Origin of the sequence: Streptomyces sp. NPDC005962 (assembly GCF_040629205.1) — a bacterium.
Lineage (GTDB): Bacteria > Actinomycetota > Actinomycetes > Streptomycetales > Streptomycetaceae > Streptomyces.
The window spans coordinates 165588-185200 of record NZ_JBEXVE010000014.1 but is presented as its reverse complement, the minus strand read 5'-3'; the positions used below and the strand labels follow the sequence as shown (position 1 = coordinate 185200).

The 19613-nt window shown below is 72.5% G+C and carries 20 protein-coding genes; 10 read left to right on the top strand and 10 right to left on the bottom strand.

What is annotated here, in order from left to right; translation table 11 throughout:
- Window positions 1–13: 13 nt before the first annotated feature.
- Window positions 14–1075 carry an ATP-dependent DNA ligase gene (locus ABZ370_RS24085; RefSeq protein ID WP_358624444.1) on the bottom strand — a complete coding sequence of 354 codons (1062 nt, stop codon included), beginning with the start codon at window positions 1073–1075 and terminating at the stop codon, window positions 14–16.
- 80 nt (window positions 1076–1155) lie between these two features.
- Between ABZ370_RS24085 and ligD the strand changes: the two genes are divergently transcribed.
- Together ligD and ABZ370_RS24075 are read left to right on the top strand one after the other, a co-directional pair.
- Complete coding sequence (gene ligD / locus ABZ370_RS24080) at window positions 1156–2160, top strand: non-homologous end-joining DNA ligase (protein WP_358624442.1); 1005 nt, start codon at window positions 1156–1158, stop codon at window positions 2158–2160.
- Window positions 2161–2177: 17 nt separating this feature from the next.
- The gene (locus ABZ370_RS24075) at window positions 2178–3164 is read left to right on the top strand and encodes a helix-turn-helix domain-containing protein (protein WP_358624440.1); all 987 of its coding nucleotides are present in this window, start codon (window positions 2178–2180) and stop codon (window positions 3162–3164) included.
- Window positions 3165–3175: 11 nt separating this feature from the next.
- On the opposite strand, the gene ABZ370_RS24070 is transcribed toward ABZ370_RS24075, so the two are convergent.
- The 4 genes from ABZ370_RS24070 to ABZ370_RS24055 all read right to left on the bottom strand — a co-directional run bounded on the left by ABZ370_RS24070 (window position 3176) and on the right by ABZ370_RS24055 (window position 8123).
- Window positions 3176–4309, bottom strand: a complete 1134-nt coding sequence (locus tag ABZ370_RS24070; protein WP_358624438.1) for an asparaginase — start codon at window positions 4307–4309, stop codon at window positions 3176–3178.
- Window positions 4310–4366: 57 nt separating this feature from the next.
- Window positions 4367–6457 carry a SpoIIE family protein phosphatase gene (locus ABZ370_RS24065; protein ID WP_358624436.1) on the bottom strand — a complete coding sequence of 697 codons (2091 nt, stop codon included), beginning with the start codon at window positions 6455–6457 and terminating at the stop codon, window positions 4367–4369.
- Window positions 6458–6470: 13 nt separating this feature from the next.
- Window positions 6471–7325 (bottom strand): caspase family protein, encoded by an 855-nt coding sequence (locus ABZ370_RS24060; RefSeq protein ID WP_358624433.1) that lies wholly within the window; start codon window positions 7323–7325, stop codon window positions 6471–6473.
- 168 nt (window positions 7326–7493) lie between these two features.
- Window positions 7494–8123, bottom strand: coding sequence for a TetR/AcrR family transcriptional regulator (locus ABZ370_RS24055; RefSeq protein ID WP_358624432.1), 630 nt, complete (start codon window positions 8121–8123; stop codon window positions 7494–7496).
- Window positions 8124–8218: 95 nt separating this feature from the next.
- Here ABZ370_RS24055 and ABZ370_RS24050 point away from each other — a divergent pair, with 95 nt between their 5' ends.
- Together ABZ370_RS24050 and ABZ370_RS24045 are read left to right on the top strand one after the other, a co-directional pair.
- Window positions 8219–8656 (top strand): nuclear transport factor 2 family protein, encoded by a 438-nt coding sequence (locus ABZ370_RS24050; protein ID WP_358624430.1) that lies wholly within the window; start codon window positions 8219–8221, stop codon window positions 8654–8656.
- On the top strand, window positions 8649–9509 hold the full coding sequence (locus tag ABZ370_RS24045) for an NAD(P)H-binding protein (protein WP_358624427.1): 861 nt from the start codon (window positions 8649–8651) through the stop codon (window positions 9507–9509). The genes ABZ370_RS24050 and ABZ370_RS24045 overlap by 8 nt, the downstream gene beginning before the upstream one ends.
- 1 nt (window position 9510) lies before the next feature.
- Here ABZ370_RS24045 and ABZ370_RS24040 read toward each other — a convergent pair whose 3' ends face one another.
- The 3 genes from ABZ370_RS24040 to ABZ370_RS24030 all read right to left on the bottom strand — a co-directional run bounded on the left by ABZ370_RS24040 (window position 9511) and on the right by ABZ370_RS24030 (window position 11405).
- Window positions 9511–10284, bottom strand: a complete 774-nt coding sequence (locus ABZ370_RS24040) for a sulfite exporter TauE/SafE family protein (RefSeq protein WP_358624425.1) — start codon at window positions 10282–10284, stop codon at window positions 9511–9513.
- Window positions 10285–10359: 75 nt separating this feature from the next.
- Complete coding sequence (locus tag ABZ370_RS24035) at window positions 10360–10827, bottom strand: hypothetical protein (protein WP_358624422.1); 468 nt, start codon at window positions 10825–10827, stop codon at window positions 10360–10362.
- Complete coding sequence (locus ABZ370_RS24030; protein WP_358624420.1) at window positions 10824–11405, bottom strand: ATP-binding protein; 582 nt, start codon at window positions 11403–11405, stop codon at window positions 10824–10826. The genes ABZ370_RS24035 and ABZ370_RS24030 overlap by 4 nt, the downstream gene beginning before the upstream one ends.
- Window positions 11406–11768: 363 nt before the next feature.
- On the opposite strand from ABZ370_RS24030, the gene ABZ370_RS24025 reads away from it, so the two are divergent.
- Window positions 11769–12569: an SDR family NAD(P)-dependent oxidoreductase gene (locus ABZ370_RS24025; RefSeq protein WP_358624418.1), complete on the top strand. Its 801-nt coding sequence runs from the start codon at window positions 11769–11771 to the stop codon at window positions 12567–12569.
- A 123-nt stretch (window positions 12570–12692) separates the two neighbouring features.
- Here the strand turns inward: ABZ370_RS24025 and ABZ370_RS24020 are convergent, their stop codons facing one another.
- Window positions 12693–14093, bottom strand: a complete 1401-nt coding sequence (locus ABZ370_RS24020; RefSeq protein WP_358624415.1) for a hypothetical protein — start codon at window positions 14091–14093, stop codon at window positions 12693–12695.
- Window positions 14094–14385: 292 nt separating this feature from the next.
- Here ABZ370_RS24020 and ABZ370_RS24015 point away from each other — a divergent pair, with 292 nt between their 5' ends.
- From ABZ370_RS24015 to uppS, 5 genes are all read left to right on the top strand, one after another.
- Window positions 14386–15252 carry a helix-turn-helix transcriptional regulator gene (locus ABZ370_RS24015; protein ID WP_358624413.1) on the top strand — a complete coding sequence of 289 codons (867 nt, stop codon included), beginning with the start codon at window positions 14386–14388 and terminating at the stop codon, window positions 15250–15252.
- A complete protein-coding gene (locus ABZ370_RS24010) occupies window positions 15252–15491 on the top strand; it encodes a DUF397 domain-containing protein (protein WP_358624411.1) in 240 nt (79 codons plus the stop codon). The genes ABZ370_RS24015 and ABZ370_RS24010 overlap by 1 nt, the downstream gene beginning before the upstream one ends.
- Before the next feature lie 250 nt (window positions 15492–15741).
- Complete coding sequence (locus ABZ370_RS24005) at window positions 15742–16353, top strand: hypothetical protein (protein ID WP_358624408.1); 612 nt, start codon at window positions 15742–15744, stop codon at window positions 16351–16353.
- A 65-nt stretch (window positions 16354–16418) separates the two neighbouring features.
- The gene (locus ABZ370_RS24000; RefSeq protein WP_358624405.1) at window positions 16419–17237 is read left to right on the top strand and encodes an SAM-dependent methyltransferase; all 819 of its coding nucleotides are present in this window, start codon (window positions 16419–16421) and stop codon (window positions 17235–17237) included.
- A gap of 128 nt (window positions 17238–17365) precedes the next feature.
- Window positions 17366–18184 carry a polyprenyl diphosphate synthase gene (gene uppS, locus ABZ370_RS23995; protein ID WP_358624403.1) on the top strand — a complete coding sequence of 273 codons (819 nt, stop codon included), beginning with the start codon at window positions 17366–17368 and terminating at the stop codon, window positions 18182–18184.
- A gap of 24 nt (window positions 18185–18208) precedes the next feature.
- On the opposite strand, the gene ABZ370_RS23990 is transcribed toward uppS, so the two are convergent.
- Window positions 18209–19435, bottom strand: coding sequence for an acyl-CoA dehydrogenase family protein (locus tag ABZ370_RS23990; RefSeq protein ID WP_358624400.1), 1227 nt, complete (start codon window positions 19433–19435; stop codon window positions 18209–18211).
- Window positions 19436–19613 lie beyond the last annotated feature (178 nt).

Genomic DNA, 19613 nt, shown 5'->3' with positions numbered 1-19613 from the left:
CCCGCTGGCCGGCTCAGGTGCCGAGCACCTCGCGCAGGTCGTACGAGACGGGCTCCTCCAGCTGCGCGTAGGTGCACTCCCCCGGCTCGCGGTCGGGCCGCCAGCGCCGGAACCGGGCGGTGTGCCGGAAGCGGTCGCCCTGCATATGGTCGTACGCCACCTCGCACACCCGCTCCGGGCGCAGCGGCAGCCACGACAGGTCCTTGACGCCGGTCCAGCGGCTGGGCGCGCCCGGCATCCGGCTCCCGGCGTGCGCCTCCTCGCGCGCCCAGTCGGCCCACGGGTGGCCCTCGGCCGACTCCATGCGCAGCGGCTCCAGTTCGGTCATCAGCTCCAGGCGGCGGCGCATCGGGAAGGCGGCGCAGACGCCGACGTGCTGGAGGCGGCCGGTGGCGTCGTGCAGGCCGAGCAGCAGGGAGCCGACGACCGGCCCGGACTTGTGCAACCGGAGCCCGGCCACCACGCAGTCGGCGGTCCGCTCGTGCTTGACCTTGACCATGACGCGTTCGCCGGGCCGGTAACCGAGATCGGGGCGTTTGGCGACGACGCCGTCGAGCCCGGCGCCCTCGTACCGCTCGAACCACTGCCGGGCCACGTCGAGGTCGTCCGTCCAGGGGGCGGTGAACACGGGGTCGGCGGCCTCGCGCAGCGCCTCGGTCAGGGCGTCGCGGCGTTCGCCGAGGGGTGCGTCCATGAGCGAGGTGTCGCCGAGGGCGAGGAGGTCGAAGGCGACGAAGCCCGCCGGGGTGGTCCGGGCCAGCATCCGCACCCGGGAGTCGGCGGGGTGGATGCGCTCCAGGAGGGCGTCGAAGTCCAGGCGCCCGCCGCGCGCGATGACGATCTCGCCGTCCAGGACGCAGCGCGGCGGCAGGCTGGCGCGGAAGGCGTCGACGAGTTCGGGGAAATAGCGGGTGAGCGGCTTGCCGGTGCGGCTGCCGATCTCGATCTCGTCGCCGTCGCGGAACACGATGGCCCGGAAGCCGTCCCACTTCGCCTCGTACCGCATGCCGGGCGGGATCGTGGCCACCGACTTGGCCAGCATCGGTGCCACCGGGGGCATCACCGGAAGGTCCATGATGCCTTCGATTGTGCGGCCCTTACGGTCCGGGCGCCTGCCGGGAGGTGGGGCGGGCGGAGTGGACCTAGCGTTGGTGTATGGCAGAGACGGTGGAGCTTGACGTCGGTGGGCGCGCGGTGCGGCTGTCCAGCCCCGGGAAGGTGTACTTCCCGGAGCGGGGCTTCACCAAGCTCGACCTCGCCCGCTACTACCTCGCCGTCGGCGACGGTGTGCTGCGGGCGCTGCGGGACCGGCCGACGACGCTGGAGCGCTACCCGGACGGGGTGGAGGGCGAATCGTTCTTCCAGAAGCGGGCGCCGAAGAACCTCCCCGACTGGATTCCGACCGGCCGCATCTCCTTCCCCAGCGGGCGGTACGCGGACGAGCTGTGCCCCACCGAGGCGGCGGCCGTGGTGTGGGCCGCCAACCTGGGCTGTCTGACCTTCCACCCCTGGCCGGTGCGGCGCGCGGACACCGAGCACCCCGATGAGCTGCGCATCGACCTCGACCCGCAGCCGGGCACGGACTACCGGGACGCGGTACGGGCGGCGGGCGAGCTGCGCGAGGTGCTGGACGAGCTGGGGCTGCGGGGCTGGCCCAAGACCTCGGGCGGGCGGGGGCTGCACGTCTTCGTGCCGATCGCGCCGGAGTGGACCTTCACCCAGGTGCGGCGCTCGGCGATCGCGGTCGCGCGGGAGCTGGAGCGGCGGGCACCGGAGCGGATCACCACGGCGTGGTGGAAGGAGGAGCGCGGCGAGAAGATCTTCGTCGACTACAACCAGACCGCGCGGGACCGCACCATCGCCAGCGCCTATTCCGTACGCCCGCGGCCGCACGCCCCGGTCTCCGCGCCGCTGCGCTGGGAGGAGGTGCCCGACGCCCGGCCGCGCGACTTCGACCTGGCCACCATGCCGGTGCGCTACCGGGAGCTGGGCGATGTGCACGCGGACATGGACGAGCACGCGTACCGGCTGGACGCCGCGCTGGAACTGGCCGACCGGGACGAGCGCGAGCACGGTCTCGGCGACCTGCCGTATCCGCCGGAGCACCCCAAGATGAAGGGCGAGCCGAAGCGGGTCCAGCCGAGCCGGGCCAAGCACTGAGGTGCGAGAATCGCGCCATGGCTGTCTTCGCCCACCCGGGCCGCCACCGGGTGGCCGTGTTCGTGCGGCACGGGATGCTGCCGTTCGAGCTGGGCATGGCGCACCGGCTGTTCGGCCGGGCCGTCTCGGCGTCCGGCGAGCCGCTGTACGAGGTCGTGACGTGTACGCCGGTGCCCGGTGAGGTGCGTACGGACTCCGACGTCAGCGTGAACGTCGCCCATGGCCCGCAGGCGCTGGCCGAGGCCGACACGGTGATCGTCCCGGCCGCCAACGAGAAGGACGAACCCCAGACCGAGGGCCGCCTCGGCCCCGCGCTCGCCGAGGCCTTCGCCCATATCCGGCGGCCCGGCACCCGGATCGCCTCCATCTGCACCGGCGCCTTCGTCCTGGCCGCTGCCGGGCTGCTGGACGGCCGCCGGGCGACGACGCACTGGCAGGCCGCCGACCAGTTCCGGGCGCTGTTCCCGGCGGTCGAGCTGGACCCCGATGTCCTGTACGCGGACGAGGGCGACGTCCTCACCTCGGCCGGGGACGCCTCCGGCATCGACCTGCTGCTGCACCTGATCCGGCTCGACCACGGCTCCGCGGTGGCCGGCGAGGTCGCGCGGGGCGCCGTGGTGGCACCGCACCGCGACGGCGGCCAGGCCCAGTTCATCCGCCGCCCCGTCCCCGCGCCCCACGGCTCCACCACGAGCGAGGCCCGGGCCTGGGCCCTGACCCGCCTCGACCGCCCCCTGACCCTCGCGGAGCTGGCCGCGCGCGAGTCGATGAGCGTACGGACGTTCTCGCGCCGGTTCCGGGAGGAGGTCGGCATGACGCCCGTACGGTGGCTGACCCAGCGCCGGGTGGAACGCGCGTGCCAGCTCCTGGAGGAGACGGACCTGCCGGTGGACCAGGTGGCGACAGCGGCCGGCTTCGGCACGGCGGCGTCCCTGCGGATGCACCTCCGCGAAGCCCTGGCCGTCTCCCCCACCGCGTACCGCGCCACATTCCGCGGCGAGTAGCCGGCGAGTAGCTAGTGGCGGGGGGACGCCTGGCGTTCCGGGCCCAGGGTGGTGAACCAGTGCTGGATGCGGTCCTCGTTGTGGGTCTTCGCCAGCGCCAGCGTCAGCAGTATCCGGGCCTTCTGCGGGGTCAGGTCCTGCGCGCCGATCACGCCGCGTACGTGCGGGTCGTACACCGCGCCCGAGCCGGTGCGGGAGGCCGAGGCGAAGAGCACGCCGTTCTTCACGGCGTCCGTGCGGGCCTCCGTCATGGCCGGGGAGAGGCCGCCCGCGCCGGTGCCCGCGGTGACGACACCGGCCGCGCCCGCGTCGGCGAACGCCTTGATGGCCTCGGGCCCGGCGCCCTGGTAGCTGTAGGCGATGTCGACCTTCGGCAGTGACCGCCGGGCGATGCGGTCCAGGTCGAAGGGGGTCTTCCAGCCCGGCTTGCCGCATTGCTGAACGCGCGCCGGGGCCCGGTCGATGCGGATGTGGTTCTGGTCGATGACGCCCAGTTCGCCGTTGCTGCCGCTGGTGAAGGCGTTGAGCCGCAGCGCGTCGGCCTTGCGGACCTCGCGGGCGGCCTGGATCTGGTCGTTGAGCATGACGACGGTGCCGAAGCAGGTGGTGCGGCCGCTCGCCGCGAGGCGGATCGCGTTGTAGAGGTTGGCAGGGCCGTCGGAGCTGATGACCGTCCAGGGGCGCTGGGCACCGGTGACCACCACGGGCTTGTCGCTGCGGACGGTGAGGTCCAGCCAGTACGCGAACTCCTCCATGGTGTCCGTGCCGGTGGTGACGACGACCGCGTCCTTCGTGCGCAGCGCGTCGTCGACCGCGGCGGTGAGCTTCCGGTATTCGGGGAGGGAGTAGTCGTTGGAGTCCTTGTTGCCGAACTGCCGTGTCGTGACGTCGGCGAGCCGGTTCACCTCGGGCCTGAGGTCGTCGACCAGCCGGGACACCGGGAGCTGTCCGGACTCGTAGTTCTGGAAGGACACCCGGCTCTTGGCCACGCCCGCGATGGTGCCGCCGGTGCCGATGACGGCGACCTGCGGCTCGGGGCCGCCCTGCGGCTGCGGCGCCGCGCCCGCCCCGGCCGCGCCGCCGACGCCGAGGCCGACGGCGATCAGCGTGATCAGGACCGTGGTGGCGCGGGCGAGCTGGTGCATGGGAACAAGGCCATCTCAATTCTGGTCATTTACGGCTTATCCACCACCGTACCCATGTCACGAGCGCCCGCGCAGCCGGGCCAGCAGCAGCGCCACATCGTCGTCCGGCGCCCCGTGCAGCGCCGCCAGCACCTGGTCGCAGATCCGGTCCAGCGATCCGTGGCGGTGGCGGCGCAGCAGCTGGACCAGGGTGTGCAGTCCGACGTCCAGCGATTCGTGCCGCTTCTCCACCAGGCCGTCGGTGAACAGGGCCAGCACCGCGCCCTCGGCCAGTTCGCAGTCGACCGCGGCGAACGGCACACCGCCGACGCCCAGCGGTGCGCCGCTGGGGGTGTCGATCAGCTCGGCGGCGCCGCCCGGGTGGACCAGGACCGGCGGCAGATGGCCCGCGGTGGACAGCTCGCAGTAGCCGGTGCGGGGATCGCAGACCGCGTACAGGCAGGTGGCGATGGAGTCCCCCAGGCTGCGGGTGATCTCGTCGAGGTGGCGCAGCAGCTCGACGGGCGGCAGGTCGAGCCTGGAGAAGGCACGGGTCGCGGTGCGCAGCTGCCCCATGATCGCGGCGGCGTGGATGCCCTTGCCCATGACGTCCCCGACGACCAGGCCGACCCTGCCGTCCTTCATGGGCAGCACATCGAACCAGTCGCCGCCCGCGGCGCTGACGGCGGGCAGATAGCGGGAGGCGGTCTCCAGGCCGTCGAGGTCGCGCGGCGGCAGGGACAGCAGGCTGCGCTGGAGGGTGAGGGCGGCGTCGCGTTCCCGCCCGTAGAGCCGGGCGTTGTCGATGGCGAGGGCGGCGCGGATGGCCAGTTCACAGGCGAGGGTCAGGTCGTCCTCGTCGAACGGCCTGGGGTTGACCGTGCGGTGCAGGCTGAGGGTGCCGAGCACGCCGCCGCGGGCGATGAGCGGGGCCGCGATGTAGGAGTGGACGCCCTCGCGTCGCAGCACGTCGGCGGCGGCCTCGTCGCGCGCGATACGGCGTATGTCCTGCTCAGAGGTGTGCGGCAGCAGGATCGGCGCACCGTCGCGCACACATTGGGCGATCATGCGGTTCGGGCCGTAGCGGGCGGTCTCACCGACCGGATCGGCGGCGTGGACGGCCTCGGTGGGGTAGCCCGCGGCGACGGCGAGCGCCCGGAAGCGGGCCGAGCCGTCGCTGCGCACCCGGGCCACGGGTTCGCGGTGCACCACCGCGTCGAGGACGTCGACGGCGGCGAGGTCGGCGAGCCGGGGCACCGCCACGTCGGCGAGTTCCTGGGCGGTCTGCCGCAGGTCGAGGGTGGTGCCGATGCGGACGCCCGCGTCGGCGACGACGGCCAGCCGTTCGCGCGCCTCGGCGACCTCGCTGGCCGCCCGGTGGCGTGCGGAGACGTCGATGACCGAGACGGCGATGCCCAGGACCCGGCCACCGGCGTCCTCCAGCCGGTAGTACGACTCCGACCAGGCATGTTCCTGGTCGGGGTCGGCGGGGGTCCGGCCGATGGTCTGCTGGTCCAGGATCGGCTCCCCGGTGGCCAGGACGCGCCGCATGGCGGTCTCGATGGCCTCGGTGTCGAGCCCGGGCAGCAGCTCGCTGATCCGGCGCCCGCGCACCAGGGGTTCGGGCATGCCGTTCATCCTCTGCAGCGACGGGTTGGCGCGCAGCCACCGCAGCTCGGTGTCGAAGACCGCGAGGCCCACCGGCGACTGCTCGATCAGCAGGCCCGACACGGCCAGGTCGGTGTCGACGCGCCGCAGGGTCTCCTCGTCGGCGGCCAGCCCGAGGGCGTACGCGTCGCCGTGGCTGTCGTGGAGGCCCATGGTGTGGAACTCGACGCGCACGGTGGAGCCGTCCCGGCGCCGGACGGGGAAGACGCCCGCCCAGGTGTCGCCCGCCCGGACCCGGGCGAACAGGTCCACGGCCGCCCGCCGGTCCGCCGGGCGGACGAGCAGCTGGTCCGCGCGGCGCCCCAGAGCCTCGGCCGCGCGGTACCCGAACAGCAGCTCCGCCTCGGGGCTCCACAGCGTGATGCGGCCCTCGGCGTCCAGCACCACGGCGGCGACCCGCAGAAGGTCGAGCACCCCGCCCGCGGCGGTGGCCAGGCCGTCGCCGCCGCCATCCGTCCGGTCCGCCTCGCCGTCCGGGTCGAGACGGTCATGCGTCGTCATACCGGCACCACGGTCAGATGGTGAACGGTCGCTGGCGGGCGAAGTCGGGGCGCGCGGCTCCCGCCATGACCAGATGCGGGGTCTGGTCCGGGGGCATCCTCTTGACGATCTCCCGGTGCAGCGCGCGGTAGCCGCCCGGGAACGCACCGCCCCGCCAGACCTCCAGCAGGGTGCCGGTGAACAGTCCGTTGACGATGCCGTCGGCGGCGGTCTGGTTGTCCTGGCAGCCGGAGATGTGCAGCACCTCGGCGTCGATCTTCGCGAGGTCCTTGGCGGTGCGGGCCTTCTGAATCCGGTCGTAGAGGTCGCGGTCGCGCGCGTAGACGGCGGACTGCACGGGCTGGGGCATGGCCCGCAGCCGCCTGCCGACCTCGCGGGGGTCCTCGGTGCTGAAGCGCCGGCCGAGTTCGCCCGCGCTGAGCAGCTCGGGCAGCCGCCGGGCGACCGTACCGCTGTGGCAGCTGTCGGACAGCATCCAGATCCGCACGCCCTTGGCGAACTTGCCGAACAGCCCGAACAGCTCGTCGTCGACCAGCTGACGGTCGTACAGCACCCAGGTCTCGTCCAGCCGGTCGCCGGCCTCGTCGTGGTTGAGGTCGGGCACCTGGCCGCCGTGGCCGGAGTAGGTGAGGAAGAGGATGTCGCCCTCGGCCAGCCGTCCGGCCGCGGTCTCCAGCGCGGAGGTGACCGCCTCGGCGGTGGCGTCGCCGGTCAGCAGCGGGCCGGTGACCTCGAAGCCCGCGGCACCGGCGAGCCGCGCCATGTCGGCCGCGTCCTGCTCGCAGGCGTTCAGCTCACCGCTCCAGCCGTCGTACGCCACGGGGTCGACCTGGTTGAGTCCGATGTGGACGGAGAGACCGGTGGGCATGGGGGCTCCTCGGGTGACGGTCGGCCGGCCGGTGCGCGGCGCGGTCGCCCCGCGGGCGACGGATCGCCCTCCCCAGGATGATGCGGCGGTCTCCCCCGCCCCGCCCTGTTTTCCGGGCCCATACGGGGAACGGCGCCCGGGAACGACACCCAGGAACACACCCAGGGGCTACGCCCGCCCCGCGCCCCCGGCCAGGGCGTGCGTGACGAGGTCGGCGGTGCGCTCCAGATAGCCGGGCTCCGGCGGCACCCCGCGCACCGCGATCCGCCAGTAGACGAGCGCGGCGAGCAGATCGAGCGCCAGCTCGCGGTCGGTGTCCGGCGGCAGCTCGCCGCGCGCCACCGCGCGGTCCAGCAGCACGACCGCGCGGGCGCGGCGCGGCCCGCCGATGGTGTCGGCCATCGCCCGCGCCAGCGCCTCGTCCCGGCGCGCCTCGGCGACCAGGTCCGGGACGATCCGGCTGAACTGCGGATGGGTCAGCCAGTCGGCGACCGCCCGCAGCGCGGCGAGCACATCGCCGCGCAGCGACCCGGAGTCGGGCAGCTCGACCATCGCGACGCTCAGCTCGGACGCGACGTCGATGACCATCTGCTGCTTGGAGGGCCACCTCCGGTACAGCGCGCTCTTGCCGACCCCGGCCCGCTTGGCGACCGCCTCCATCGACAGCCGCCCGTAGCCCTGTTCGGCGAGTTCGTCGAGCACGGCCGCGCGGATGGCCTCGGTCTTGGCCGGGCGCAGCGTGGCGGCGCCGCTCGGGGCGCGCCGGGTGGGCGAGGAGGGGCGGGTGGGTTCCGGCATGGGCCGACCCTAGCAGATGGACGAGACGGTACCGTTCTGTTTAGATGTGGACGGGACGGAACCGTCCCGTCCATTCATGCGAAGGGAAACCCGTCATGGACGACCGCGTCACGGTGTACCAACGGGCCAGGGAACTGCTGCTCGCCCACGACATGCGGGGATTCGCGGATCTGTGGGCCGAGGACGGCACCATGGAGTTCCCGTTCGCCCCGCCCGGCTGGCCGCGCAGGCTGGAGGGGCGCGAGGCGGTGCGGGAGTACGTGCGCGACTACACCGACCACATCGATCTGCGGGCTGTGGTCCATGAGACCGTCCACCGGACCGCGGACCCCGGCGTACTGATCGTGGAGTTCGCGGTGGACGCCGTCGCCGTCCCGACCGGCCGCCCGCTGCGGATCGACTACGTCGCCGTCATCACCGTCCGGGACGGCGAGATCGCCTCGTACCGGGACTACTGGAATCCGCTCCTGCTGAACGACGGACTGAACGACGGGCTGGCCTTCGCCGCCGAGGGGAGCCGGACCGATGGCTGAACCCACCGTGCTGGTCACCGGCGCGACCGGGAACACCGGCTCGCGCGTCGTACGGATGCTGCGCGAGCGCGGCGCGGCGGTGCGCGCGGCCGCCCGGCGGCCCGGCCCGGAAGCGGGTGCGGGCGCGGGCGCGGACGGGGTGCGCTTCGACTGGTACGACCCGGCCACCCACGCCGCCGCGCTGACCGGGGTGGAGCGGCTCTACCTGGTCGCCCCCGTGGGCGAGGCCGACCCGGTGCCCGTCGTCGAACCGTTCCTGACCGCCGCGCTCGCCCGGGGCGTACGGCGGGTGGTGCTGCTCAGCTCCTCCGCGATCCCCGCCGACGCACCGGGCCTGGGCGCGCTGCACCGGCTGGTGCGGGACACCGTGCCCGAGTGGGCGGTGCTGCGGCCGTCGTGGTTCATGCAGAACTTCACCGGCGACCACCCGGTGGCCCATGCCATCCGCGGCGACGGGCAGATCGTCACCGCCACCGGTGACGGCCGGGTGGCCTTCGTCGACGCGGAGGACATCGCCGCCGTCGCCGTCCGGGCCCTGCTGGACGACCGCCCGCACGACACGGACCACGTCATCACCGGCCCGGAGGCGCTCGGCTACGCCGACGCGGCGCGCGTCGTGGCCGAGGTCTCCGGGCGGCCGGTCGGCCATGTCCCGGTGACCGCCGGGGTGTTGCGGGAGAGTCTGGCGGAGGCGGGGATTCCGCCGGAGTTCGCGGCGGTGCTGGCGGGCCTGGACGAGGACATCCGGGGCGGTGCGGAGGACCGTACGACGGACACGGTCCGCCGGATCACGGGCCACGAGCCGCGGTCGTTCCGCGACTTCGCGAAGGCCCACCGGGCAGCCTGGGACTAGATCACCGCAGCAGCAGCTGGGCTCCGCCCAGCACGGTCGCCGCGATGACCAGCCGCTCGAAGAGCAGCTGGTCGATGCGGTCGACGCATATCTTGCCGAGGATCGCGCCGGGTATCACGAAGAGGGCGAGGCCCGCGTCCAGCAGCAGGGAGTGGCGGTCGATCAGGCCGAGACCGACGCTGAAGGGCACCTTGCACACGTTCACGATCAGGAAGAACCAGGCCGAGGTGCCCAGGAAGCCAAGCTTCCGGAAGCCGGAGGAGATCAGGTAGAGGGACATCACCGGGCCGCCCGCGTTGGCGACCATGGTGGTGAACCCGCCGAGCGCGCCGTACGAACCAGCCTTGACCCGGCCCCCGCCCCCGCCCCCGGCGCCGCCGTCCGGCCGGTCGGCCGCCGCCGCGTCCGCGCCCATACGCCGCCGCCACATCGTGACGGCGGCCATGAACAGCAGGATCGCGCCGATCGACACACGCACCGCCGCGTCGTCGGCCCACAGCATGAACGCCCAGCCCGCCACCACCCCGACGGCGACCGCGGGAAGCAGCCGCCACAGGGTGGCCCAGTGGGCGTGCCGCCGGTAGGTGAACACGGCGATCACATCGCCGACGATGAGCAGCGGCAGCAGCACGCCCGTCGACGCACGGGCGGGCAGTACGGCCGCGAAGAGGGCGAGGCTGACCGTGTTGGCCCCGCTGACGGCGGTCTTCGAGAAGCCGACGAGCAGGGCCGCACAGGCGAGCACGGCCAGTTCCCAGAGGGCGATGGTGTCCATGCCGGGACACGATGCTACGTCCCCACCTGCGCGGATACGGCGGGGTGCCGCCGAGCCCGCTCGGGAGACGTCCGCCTAGCGTTCGGCCGCTTCCTCCAGCGCGGCCCGCAGCGTACGGCTGTCGGTGAGGCCGTCGCCGGGCCGGGTCAGCCAGATGTGCCCGCGCCGCACACACCCCGGGCGGGGGCACCGCAGCACCCGGCCCGCCCCGGCCGCCGCGACCGTGCGGCGGCGGGCGTACGGGGTCCCGGCCAGCCAGCGCTTCCACTCGGCGGCGGCCCCGGGCGGGACGAGGAAGGTCAGCACATGGCTGGAGGTCGCCAGCATCACGGGCCCCGTCGCGGCGTCGCGCCGCTGCAGGGCCTGTATCACCGCCGTACCGATGTCGTCGGCCATCCGGACCAGGTCGAAGACGGTGCCCACCGGCAGGTCGGCGAGGCCGTCACCGCTGGCCCACTGGAGCCGTACCCGGCCGGGGTCGTCACTGGCGGACAGCAGCCAGTCGGCCGCGTCGGTCTGCACGGTGCCGCCCACAGGGCTCATGAGGCGCGTTCGAGCGGCAGGGTGAACCACACCTTCTTCCCCTCGCCCCCCGGGTCCGGCGGCTCGGTGCCCCAGTCGCTGGCCAGGCAGTCGACGATGGCGAGACCGCGGCCGGACTCCTCAATCGGCGAGGCGCTGCGGAAGATGGGGATGACGGGCGAGCCGTCGGCCACCTCGACCCGCAGCTCATGGCCGAAGGGTCCGGCGGCGACCTCCAGGGAGACGGTGATGGTCACGGTGTCGGCGGGGCCGGCACTGCCGTGCTCGACCGCGTTGGCGAACAGTTCGTTGGTGGCGAGGACGGCGCCGTCCACGAGCGCGCCGAGCCGCCATTCGTTCAGATGGCCGGTGACCATGCGCCGCACCGCGGCGGCACGGTCGGGAAGGGCGGGGAATTCGGCCCGGAAGAGCCGGCGGGTGACGAGGGCACTCATCGTCCCCTCCCCGCACGGTTCGGGCCCGGTGATCCGGATGCGGTGGCGGTTGACGGACACCGCGAGGGCAGGGCGGTCGCGCCCCAGGTCCTCGTCATCGGCCGGTGCCGGCCGCTGCGGCAGTCCTGGGAGGGATCGGCTCACGGTGTCCGTCCTCGTCGGTCTGTGGACTCTCATGACATACGGGCACATGGGGTGGTTGACGTTCCGTTGAACGGGTAGGCGTTTGCTGGCGACTGACGGCGCTGCATCTGAGCCGGTGGCGGTTGGTGCGCGTCCCCCGTCCGACCCGCCTGGACCGGCTGCCACGGACGGAGTCGACGCGGTCGCGGTTGGTGCCGGAAACCGGCATGGTTCCTCCTTCGAAGGCAGCTCGGAGCGTCATCGGTCACCGTCATGTAGAAAAACGGTTGAACCGACCGGTGGGCGAGAGGGCATGGGGGTTGTCCGGTTGTACGGGCGTAGTGGTTCGGGCTGTACGGCCCTGGCGGGGCAGGTGTGAACGGGGTGTTCCGCCTGGACGGCAAGCGCGTCCTGGTCACCGGGGGGACCCGGGGACTCGGCGAACAGATCGTGCGGCTGCTGGCCGCGGACGGCGCCCGGGTGGCCACCTGTGCGCGCACGGCCGAGGACCTGCGGACTCTTGAGGCGTCGCTATATACGGAAGGGCCCGGGCCGGGACATGGAGAGGACCCCGGGGCGCTGTTCACCGAGGCCCTCGACCTCACCGCACCGCACCGGCTGGAGGCATTCGTCCAGGCAGCGGCGGAACGTTTCGGCGGACTGGACGGCGTAGTGGCGTGTGCCGGGGGCGCACGGGGCCGCGGACTGGAGGAGGCGGACGCCCGGGACTGGTCCGCGACCTGGGAGCTGAACGTCGGTCATGCGGCGCGGCTGGTCAAGGCCGCGGTACCGCATCTGCGGCGGTGCGGCGGCGGCTCGGTGGTGGTGATCGCGTCCATCTCCGGGTGGAAACCGGGACCCCAGGCGCAGTACGGGGCGGCCAAGGCCGCCCAGATCCATCTGGCGGCCTCACTCGCCCGCGAACTGGGCCCGGACCACATCCGGGTGAACGCCGTCTCGCCCGGCTCGATGCTCATCCCCGGCAAGCGCTGGGACCGGATGCGCGCCTCGGAGCCCGAGAGATACGCCCGGTTCACGGCCGAGGTCCCGTGCGGCGGGCTGGTCACCCCGGTCGAGGTGGCCCGGGTCGTGGCGTTTCTGCTCTCCGACGCCGCGAGCGGGGTCTCGGGCGCGCATCTGCCCGTGGACCGGGCCCAGAACGCCCCCACCCCGAACGGCTACTGACGCCATACCCGAAACACACCCAGGGGGTGTCGCCCGGACCGGGCGACACCCTCTGGGCCCTGCGCCCGTGCACGCGGCAGCCCCCCGGTCCCCCGCTCCGGGGGCCCGCCGCGTGCCGCGAGGTCAGGCCGCGGACCCGAGCACCGACCGGGAGCGATGCTCGAAGTCACGCACCATGGGCTCGCCCCGCCGGGGCCGCAGCCGGGTGCGGAAGTCGCGCAGCGCCTGGATCGAGCGCTCGCTGTGCACCCCGCTGAGGGTGTCCAGCGCCTCGCCCGCGGTGCCGATGGCCTCGTCCAGCCGGTTCTGCTGGAGGTAGGCCGTGGCCAGGACGGAGCGGCTGATCGCCTGGCGGCGACGGCGGTCGGCGTTGGCGCGCACCGACTCGGCTGCCGAGTTCTCGGCCTCCGCCGCGTTCCCCAGGTCCCGGAAGCACAGGGCTGCCTCGGCCGCCAGATAGTGGTGGTCCAGGAAGCGCACCCAGGGCGACTCCTGCTGGGCACCCCGGCTCGCCTCCAGCTGGGCGTCGGCGGCGCGCAGCGACTTGGACGCCTCCCGGGGCTGATCGAGCGCGGCATGGCCGCGGGCGGACATGGCGTGCAGCCGCATCAGGCCGAGCGGACTGCCCGCGTGCTTCGCGGTGGCGACGCCGACCCGGGCCAGCTCGACCCCCGCCTCCGGCTGGCCGAGGTTGGTGGCGAGATGGGAGAGACCGGCCAGGATCTGACCGCCGAGCACCCGGTCGCCGCCCTCGGCGCACAGCCGCAGCGCCTGGGTCATATAGCGCTGGGCCAGGCCGTATTCGGCGTTGTCGTAGGAGCTCCAGCCGGCCATCGCGGCCAGCTTGGCGGCCGCGGTGAACAGCTGGCGCCGCTCGTGCGGCGGTGCGCCGCGCTGCTGGAGCATCGGCACGACCTCGGTCGACAGATAGAGCACGATGCTGGCGCGGACCTGGCCGCCGCCGAAGCGGTTGTCCATCTCGTCGAACATGCTGATGGCCGCGTGGACCTGCTCGACCCGGCCGCCATCGGCCACGGAGGAGAGCCGGGGGGTGTCCTGGTTCTCGACCAGCCACAGCAGCCATTCGCGCTGTGGGGTCACCAGGGCTCCGGCGACGAAGGGCACCGCACCCAGCAGGCTGCGGCGGGAGATATCGGTGGAGCCGAGTTCGGCGAGCGTGTGCAAGGTCTCTGCTACGTCCTCCCGGTAGGCCAGCGCTCTGGCGACGACGGGGCGCTGACGGTCGGCGATGAAGCCGAGCTCGGCGGGCACCAGCGGCCGCCCGAGCCGGTGGGAGAGCACGGCGGCGATCAGTTCCGGGGTGTTGCCGCGCGGCTGTCCGCCCTGCAACCAGCGGGTGACGGACGCCTTGTCGTAGTTCGACTCATGTCCTTGCCTGCGGCCCAGTTCGTTGACCCGGTGCGCCAACGAGGCGTAGGAGCACCCGGATTCCTTGAGGGCCGCGGCCAGGGCGGCGTTGGCCGGGGCGCACTGGCGCCCGCTTCCCGGCTGTGCGCCCGGCATCACCGTAACCCTCCCCGGCACGCGCCACGGAGGTATACGGGTTCCCCGCCGCGCCGCGCCGCCGTACTCATCGGCCGCGTCAACGACGTTGTGGACAAAGGAGGTTGGGAGCCCCCGCCGTGGAGGGTGAGATGGGTCACCCGCTCACTATGCGTGGTGAGTCGCTCACCCCGCAACCATCGTTCTGATAATTTCAGAACGATCCGCATAGCTCTGTCTGTGTCGTCGGGCTCATGGCACACTGTCCAGGCACACTGTGCAGGCATATGACAGCCACTCCGGGAGGCGGGACGTGAGCGAGGCACGGCCGAGCGGCGGCGCCCCCACCGTCTTACGCAGGGTCCTCGGCAAGCGACTGCGGCACTTACGGGAGCGGGCCCAGGTTTCCTTCGAAGAGGCAGCTCAGGCCATCGAAGTGACCCCGTTGACGGTGCGCCGGATGGAGAAGGCGGAAGTCGGCCTCAAGATCCCGTACGTCAAGGAACTGCTGCGGAATTACGGCGTCCGTGGACCCGAGATCGAAAGCTTCCTCGCCCTCGCCCGGGAGGCCAATCAGCCCGGCTGGTGGCATCAGTTCCGGGACGTACTGCCCGACTGGTTCAGTGCGTATGTCAGCCTGGAGAGCGAGGCCACCGTCATCCGTGCGTACGAGCCGCACTACGTCCCCGGGCTGCTCCAGACGGAGGACTACGCCCGGGCGGTGCTCCGCATCGGCTTCCCCAACGACACCGAGGAGGAGCTGGAACGCCGGATCGCGCTGCGCCTCCAGCGGCAGAGCCTGCTCGCCAAGCCGGACGCGCCGATCATGTGGGCCATCCTTGACGAAACGGTGCTGCGCCGCCCCGTCGGCCCCCGCGAGGTGATGCGGAACCAGATCGACTACATCATCGACACCCTGTCGATGCCCAAGGTCCGGCTGCAGATCATGCGTTTCGCGTCCGGACCGCACCCCGGGGCCTTCGGGCCCTTCCACTACTTCCGCTTCGGGTTCTCCGAACTGCCGGACGTCGTCTACACCGAGAGCCTCACCGGCGCGGTCTATGTGGACCGTCCGAAGGAGGTCGGGGCCTATCTGGAGGTCCTGGACCGGATGGCCGTCCAGGCCGACCCGATCGGCGATACCAGCACCATCCTGGCCGAACTGCGTAAGGAGCTGTGATGACAGACCCCGTCTACACCGGGATGCCGGCCACGGACCTGGGCACGGAGGGCTGGGAAAAGCCCTGGAGCGGGTCCAACGGAGGCACCTGTATCGAGGCCAAGCGGCTGCCGGACGGCCGGGTGGCCCTCCGTCAGTCCACCGACCCCGGCGGCCCCGCCCTGATCTACACCCGCTCCGAGGTCGCCTCCTTCCTGGAGGCCGCCAAAGCGGGCGTGGCCGACTTCCTCATCGCGTAGGCCCCGCGCCGGGGCCGCCGGGCCCCGCGCCCGCACCGCCGGGCTCCCGCCCGGCCGCTGACCCCGAAAGCGCGCCGGGCGTACACCCTGACGGGCCACAATTCGAAAACCACTACGGTCGCACAACCGCACAACCCCGTAGCGCACTCCCGCCCCCGTCGCCCCGCCACGCACACTGAAGGCGCCGTGGCGGGCGGCGGTGTCGTCCCTCCATCCAATCCGGGTCGCCCCGGAACGACGGGAAGACGGGATGAAGCTCCAGCATGCGGTCGCACAGCGGCGCACACTGATCGTCGAGGGCTGTGACGGCGTCCGCCGGGACGGGCTGCTGGCCGGGCTCGCGGACCGGCACGGCTTCGCCGTCACCCACGCCTCCCCCGACCTCCCGCACCTCGACCCGGTCCGCCCCTACCGCGAGCTGCTCCAGCACGACGGGGCGCTCGCGGTGGACGCGGGGCTGGTCGGCGAGCTGGTCTACGGGCCGCTGCGGCGCGGACACTCCCGGGTGACCTGGATTCAGGCGTTCGACTTCGCGGAGGCGGTGGCCGCGCGCGACGGGGCGTTCGTCCATGTGACCGCGCCCGCGGCGGTGCTGGAGGACCGGCTGACGGCGCGCGGCGCCGGGGCCGCGGACCTCGCGGAGATCGACGCCGCGCTGACCGGGTTCGACCAGGCCTTCCGCACCCTCGCCCAGCACGCCCCGGTGGTCACGGTCGACGAGGAAACGCCACCGGACCCCGGGTCAGGACCCGGCGCCGAGCCGGGCCCCGGCGAGACTCCGGTGACGCTCCAGACGGCCTCCTTCGCCCGCCGTCTGCCACGGATTCGCTCACCCGTCCGCCGCTATGCCGGGAACCGCTGAACTCCCGCGCAGAGTGGGTAAGTTGGAGCCTCTCGCAGGCATGACGTACGGCAGGAGAAGTACCGATGACCAACGGTTCGTCCGCCCCCGGCCCCGACCAGCAGGCGTGGTCGAAGATCGACACAGCCGTGCCGCACTCGGCCCGGATCTGGAACTACTGGATGGGCGGCAAGGACAACTACGAGGTCGACCGGATCGCCGGTGACCAGTACCGGGAGGTCGCCCCGAACATCGAGGTCATGGCCCGCGCCTCGCGTGCCTACCTCATCCGCACTGTCACCCATGTGGCGGGCGAGTGCGGCATCCGCCAGTTCCTGGACATCGGCACCGGGCTGCCCACCTACGACAACACCCACCAGGTCGCCCAGCGGATGGCGCCCGGGGCCCGGATCGTCTACGTCGACAACGACCCCCTGGTGCTCCGGCACGCCCAGGCGCTGCTCACCAGCACCCCCGAGGGCGTGACCGACTACATCGACGCCGATCTGCACGAGCCCGAACGCATCCTGGAGATGGCCGCCAAGACGCTGGACTTCGACCGGCCGGTCGCCCTGATGCTGATGGGCATCCTCGGGCACATCCAGGACTACGACGAGGCGGTGTCGATCGTCCGCCGGTTACAGCAGGCGCTCCCCTCCGGCAGCTACTTCGTGCACTACGACAGCACCGACACCGACCAGGCGCTCAAGGAGGCCCAGCAGGGCTACGACGACACCGGCGCCGTCCCGTACGTCCTGCGCGGCCTGGAGCAGATCAGCCGCTTCTACGACGGCCTGGAGCTGGTCGAACCCGGTATCGTCTCCTGTCCGCTGTGGCGGCCCGGGCCGTCCGAGACACCCATCGGGACGACGGATGTGCACGGGGGCGTCGCGCGGAAACCATGATGAGGGCTGTCGCCGAGCCGGCCGGCCGTGCCGACCAAACGAATGGTTCGGCCACCGGGTAGGTAACCCGCGGCCCCGCCCCGTCGTCAGACACGGCACCGGGGAAGCCGAGGCGGAGGGACGCGCGGGTGTTCGAGGTCGGAGCCTGGAGGGTGCCCTCGGTCAAGCGGCTGCTGCGGGCGTCCATCGCCGCCCCGCCGCCCAGCGTCGTACGGCAGTGCCGCGGCCCCCGCGGCCCCCAGGACGAAGCCCCGGGGCCGCCCCGGCATCTCGCCATCATCATGGACGGCAACGGCCGCTGGGCCGCCCTGCGCGGCCTCTCCCGCACCCGGGGCCATGAGGCGGGGGTGCTGGCGCTGCCGCGCGTGGTGGACACGGCGCTGGAGGAGGGCGTCGAACATCTGTCGCTGTTCTTCTTCTCCACCGAGAACTGGAACCGGCCGCGCGCCGAGGTGGCCGCCCTCATGCGGCTCACCGCCCAGCTGGCCGACGTCTTCCGCGCGTACGGCGAGCGCGGCGTACGGCTGCGCTGGCTCGGCTCCGAGGCCCGCCTCCCCCGCTCCACCCTGGCCGCCCTGCGCCGGGCCGAGGCGGAGACGGCCGACAACCGCGCGATGACGCTGGCCTTCTGCTTCAACCACGGCGGACGAGAGGAGATCGCCCGTGCGGCGACATCGCTGGCGCGGGCCTCGGCGGACGGGGCCCTGGACCCGGGCCTGATCGACGAGGCGCTGTTCACCCGGCACCTGCCGCACGGCGACCTCCCGGACATCGACATGCTGGTGCGGACGTCCGGGGAGCAGCGGATCTCCAACTTCATGCTGTGGCGCGCGGCCTACGCGGAGCTGTTCTTCGTGGACACCCTCTGGCCGGACTTCACGGCGGACGAGCTGCGGGACCTGCTGGCGGCGTTCGCCCGGCGCAAACGCCGCTTCGGCGCGAGGTGAGTCCGAGGCGATCCAGCGGCTGCCCTACCGGATCGGGACGCCGGAGAGGGTGCGGGCGATGACCAGGCGCTGGATCTCGCTGGTGCCCTCGAAGATCGTATAAATCGCGGAGTCGCGGTGCATGCGCTCGACCGGGTACTCGCGGGTGAAGCCGTTGCCGCCGAGGATCTGGACCGCCTGGGCGGTGACCGACTTGGCGGTTTCGCTCGCGAACAGCTTGGACATGGAGCCCTCGGCCGAGTCGAAGGGCTTGCCGTTGACGGCCATCCAGGAGGCCCGCCACACCAGCAGCCGCGCGGCGTCGATCCGGGTGCGCATGTCGGCGAGCTGGAAGGCGACGCCCTGGTTGTCGATGACGGGGCGGCCGAACTGCTGCCGGGTCTTGGCGTAGTCGAGCGCGACCTCGTACGCGGCGCGGGCGGTGCCGACGGCCATGGCGCCGACGGCCGGGCGGGACGCCTCGAAGGTGGCCATCGCGGCGTTCTTCAGCCGCTGCCCGCCCGCCGTGGCCTTCTCGCGGGCGCGGGCGAGGCGCTCGTCCAGCTTCTCCTTGCCGCCGAGCAGGCAGCTGCCGGGCACCCGTACGCCGTCGAGGACCACCTCGGCGGTGTGCGAGGCGCGGATGCCGTGCTTCTTGAACTTCTGGCCCTGGGACAGGCCGGGGGTGTCCGGCGGGATGATGAAGGACGCGTGGCCCTTGGAGCCGAGGCCGGGGTCGACGGCCGCGACCACGACGTGGACGCTCGCGATGCCGCCGTTGGTGGCCCAGGTCTTGGTGCCGTTGATGACCCATTCGTCCTTGGCCTCGTCGTAGACGGCCCGGGTGCGCATGGCGGAGACGTCGGAGCCCGCGTCGGGCTCGGAGGAGCAGAAGGCGGCGACCTTGACGTCGCTCGCGTCGCCGTACATCTGCGGAATCCAGGTGCCGATCTGCTCCTCGGTGCCGTTGGCGAGCACGCCGACGGCGGCCAGGCCGGTGCCCACGATGGACAGGGCTATCCCCGCGTCGCCCCAGAACAGCTCCTCCATGGTCATGGGGATGCCGAGGCCGGTGGGGTCGAAATACTGCTGTGCGTAGAAGTCCAGCGAATACAGCCCGATCTTGGCCGCCTCCTGGATAATCGGCCAGGGCGTTTCCTCGCGCTCGTCCCATTCCGCGGCGGCGGGGCGCATGACGTCCGCGGCGAAGCCGTGAATCCACTCGCGCACTGCCTTCTGATCATCGTTGAGTTCGAACGAGAACTCCGCCATGGCCCCTCCACCTGCTGCATCTGCTGTTACCTACGGTAACAGCAGTGTGTTACCGGTGAGTAGGAGATGTCAACTCCACAGCCACGCGAACCCCTTACCCCGGGCGGGTGTTACGTTGCGCAGATACGCGAAGCCCATACATGTAACGCGTGAAACGTCAGGGGGCGGGGAGGCCACG

Excerpts from the sequence above, each read along its gene's own strand:
- ABZ370_RS24085 (WP_358624444.1), bottom strand. The coding sequence starts at position 1,075 with ATGGACCTTCCGGTGATGCCCCCGGTGGCACCGATGCTGGCCAAGTCG.
- ligD (WP_358624442.1), top strand. The coding sequence starts at position 1,156 with ATGGCAGAGACGGTGGAGCTTGACGTCGGTGGGCGCGCGGTGCGGCTG.
- ABZ370_RS24075 (WP_358624440.1), top strand. The coding sequence starts at position 2,178 with ATGGCTGTCTTCGCCCACCCGGGCCGCCACCGGGTGGCCGTGTTCGTG.
- ABZ370_RS24070 (WP_358624438.1), bottom strand. The coding sequence starts at position 4,309 with ATGCACCAGCTCGCCCGCGCCACCACGGTCCTGATCACGCTGATCGCC.
- ABZ370_RS24065 (WP_358624436.1), bottom strand. The coding sequence starts at position 6,457 with ATGACGACGCATGACCGTCTCGACCCGGACGGCGAGGCGGACCGGACG.
- ABZ370_RS24060 (WP_358624433.1), bottom strand. The coding sequence starts at position 7,325 with ATGCCCACCGGTCTCTCCGTCCACATCGGACTCAACCAGGTCGACCCC.
- ABZ370_RS24055 (WP_358624432.1), bottom strand. The coding sequence starts at position 8,123 with ATGCCGGAACCCACCCGCCCCTCCTCGCCCACCCGGCGCGCCCCGAGC.
- ABZ370_RS24050 (WP_358624430.1), top strand. The coding sequence starts at position 8,219 with ATGGACGACCGCGTCACGGTGTACCAACGGGCCAGGGAACTGCTGCTC.
- ABZ370_RS24045 (WP_358624427.1), top strand. The coding sequence starts at position 8,649 with ATGGCTGAACCCACCGTGCTGGTCACCGGCGCGACCGGGAACACCGGC.
- ABZ370_RS24040 (WP_358624425.1), bottom strand. The coding sequence starts at position 10,284 with ATGGACACCATCGCCCTCTGGGAACTGGCCGTGCTCGCCTGTGCGGCC.
- ABZ370_RS24035 (WP_358624422.1), bottom strand. The coding sequence starts at position 10,827 with ATGAGCCCTGTGGGCGGCACCGTGCAGACCGACGCGGCCGACTGGCTG.
- ABZ370_RS24020 (WP_358624415.1), bottom strand. The coding sequence starts at position 14,093 with ATGCCGGGCGCACAGCCGGGAAGCGGGCGCCAGTGCGCCCCGGCCAAC.
- ABZ370_RS24010 (WP_358624411.1), top strand. The coding sequence starts at position 15,252 with ATGACAGACCCCGTCTACACCGGGATGCCGGCCACGGACCTGGGCACG.
- ABZ370_RS24005 (WP_358624408.1), top strand. The coding sequence starts at position 15,742 with ATGAAGCTCCAGCATGCGGTCGCACAGCGGCGCACACTGATCGTCGAG.
- ABZ370_RS24000 (WP_358624405.1), top strand. The coding sequence starts at position 16,419 with ATGACCAACGGTTCGTCCGCCCCCGGCCCCGACCAGCAGGCGTGGTCG.
- ABZ370_RS23990 (WP_358624400.1), bottom strand. The coding sequence starts at position 19,435 with ATGGCGGAGTTCTCGTTCGAACTCAACGATGATCAGAAGGCAGTGCGC.